This window comes from Streptomyces sp. NPDC058052, assembly GCF_042885515.1.
Lineage (GTDB): Bacteria > Actinomycetota > Actinomycetes > Streptomycetales > Streptomycetaceae > Streptomyces.
Genome location: NZ_JBHVRX010000075.1, coordinates 1 through 1,787, shown reverse-complemented (window position 1 = coordinate 1,787; position 1,787 = coordinate 1). Strand labels below are relative to the sequence as shown.

Annotated in this window: 3 protein-coding genes and 1 pseudogene; 2 read left to right on the top strand and 2 right to left on the bottom strand. The window is 33.0% G+C overall.

From position 1 onward, the window contains the following. Positions 1-561: YibE/F family protein (locus tag ACFVU3_RS39950; protein ID WP_390073694.1), on the top strand; the 561-nt coding region annotated here is incomplete at its 5' end. 56 nt (positions 562-617) lie between these two features. On the opposite strand, the gene ACFVU3_RS39945 is transcribed toward ACFVU3_RS39950, so the two are convergent. Both ACFVU3_RS39945 and ACFVU3_RS39940 read right to left on the bottom strand, forming a co-directional pair. Further along, positions 618-1,091 (bottom strand): N-acetyltransferase, encoded by a 474-nt coding sequence (locus tag ACFVU3_RS39945; protein WP_023349879.1) that lies wholly within the window; start codon positions 1,089-1,091, stop codon positions 618-620. Further along, entirely contained in the window at positions 1,092-1,499 is a 408-nt protein-coding gene (locus tag ACFVU3_RS39940) for an NUDIX domain-containing protein (RefSeq protein WP_390073693.1), read from the bottom strand. It lies immediately after the preceding gene. Positions 1,500-1,571: 72 nt separating this feature from the next. On the opposite strand from ACFVU3_RS39940, the pseudogene ACFVU3_RS39935 reads away from it, so the two are divergent. Then, positions 1,572-1,787: pseudogene (locus ACFVU3_RS39935) on the top strand (hypothetical protein); the annotation flags it as partial.

The following is a 1,787-nucleotide window of genomic DNA, read 5'->3' as shown; positions in this document are numbered from 1 at the left end:
AGGGCATTTATCGGTACAATAATTACGACACTCATATTGATACTAGTTATTTTCCTATCGGTTAAGGTAGGTCATCTTCAAGGGTTTGCGACAGAACAACAAGATGAAACATATGTGTATTCAATGAATATTGGTATCGATATGATACAGTTTATGGTTTTTACAATCGTTTTGGCTGTTATAGCCGCTGTAATCGATTTAGCCATTACAATTAGCTCACCAATGTATGAATTAAGCGAGACCAATCCGGAACTAAATCAAAGACAACTATTCACTTCTGGCATGCGAGTAGGTAGAGAAATTTTAGCTACTTCTGCCAATACTATTTATTTAGCATATTTTGGGGGTCAATTAACTTTATTTTTCTGGTTCTTTAAATTACATTATTCTTTTGGACATATTATTAATTCTAAAATTTTCGCTCAAGAATTTGTGTCGATATTACTAGGAGGCATTGCAGTTGCACTCAGTATTCCAATAACTGCATGGGTAACTGCTTTGATGATTAAAAATAAAAAACGTAAAAATTCTACTCAATCACAACATCTTAAGAATGATTAATATATTTAAAGACCCCAGTGCCTTATTCTCTTAGCATTGGGGTCTTATTATTATGATCAAATTTTTAGCGACATCACGTAAACAGGTCGCCCTATTAATTCACTATCTTGCGTGTGGCGATAACCAGCTTGCTCATATAAATTGATTGCTTTCTCATTATCTGTATTTACTGCTAATGTAATTTCATTAATGCGTGGATAATGTTGTTTAATATATGCAGGCAATATTTCAAGGGTCCTCTTACCTATGCCTTGTCCTCTATAACGTTGATCAACACTAAATGATCTAAAGAAAATGGCCTTTGGATTATCAGTGAATGGTTTAGGCCCATTTCCTTCGTGTAAAGTGAAAAACGCGATACACGACTCATTATTCATAACTAACGTAGGATGTCTATCACTATCTTGATTAGCCGATTTGATGTTTTCAACTGGTGATTTCGTAAATTTATAGTCACTTTCTAAAATTTCTAAGTTTTCGACTTGCTCAAATAATTCCGGTTCATATGCTTTTAAATACACATTTTTCACCTAGCCTTTAGCTTTTTTAGAAAATTGGTCTATCCAAGTCAATACGGCAGGTGCTATGTTCTCTGAATCATTGATATTAAACCATCTAATATCAGTAATTTCATTGTCAGTAGTTATACTGGACCAATCAATAGCTTTTGTCGTTTTAAATCCGTTTAATTCAGTAAGCGTATCTGGTTGAGGATATGCCTTTCCAACAACGGTGCCTATAAATTCTAAATCAGTTTCAACCAAATCGAGGCGTAACTCTTCTTTAAGTTCTCGTTGTAACGCCTCAACATAGCTTTCACCTTCATCGATTTTACCACCCGGGAAATAATATTTATCTCTATTACGAACTTGAACGAGTAAAATTTGATTTTCTTTCTCTTCAACTAAACAAACACATTTAATCATTCGAATAAACACCCTACCCTATTCTTTATTACTTCAAAAAGCTTTTTATATTTAGTATTATGTTATCATAAATTAAATGATGAAGTGATTGAGTTCAAAATGGATAATTTTGAGTATAACAATATATCAATCATTTATGAGCGTATGCTTTTCATGCAAAGATATCATTCGGAGGGAATTTTTATGGCAAAACAAACTGGCGCTGTACGTTTATCTAACTTATTTAACATGGCAGGTTTCATCGTCGACGGTTATAATGGAATACGTCACGATGCTAAAAATAAACAAATGGTATATTTA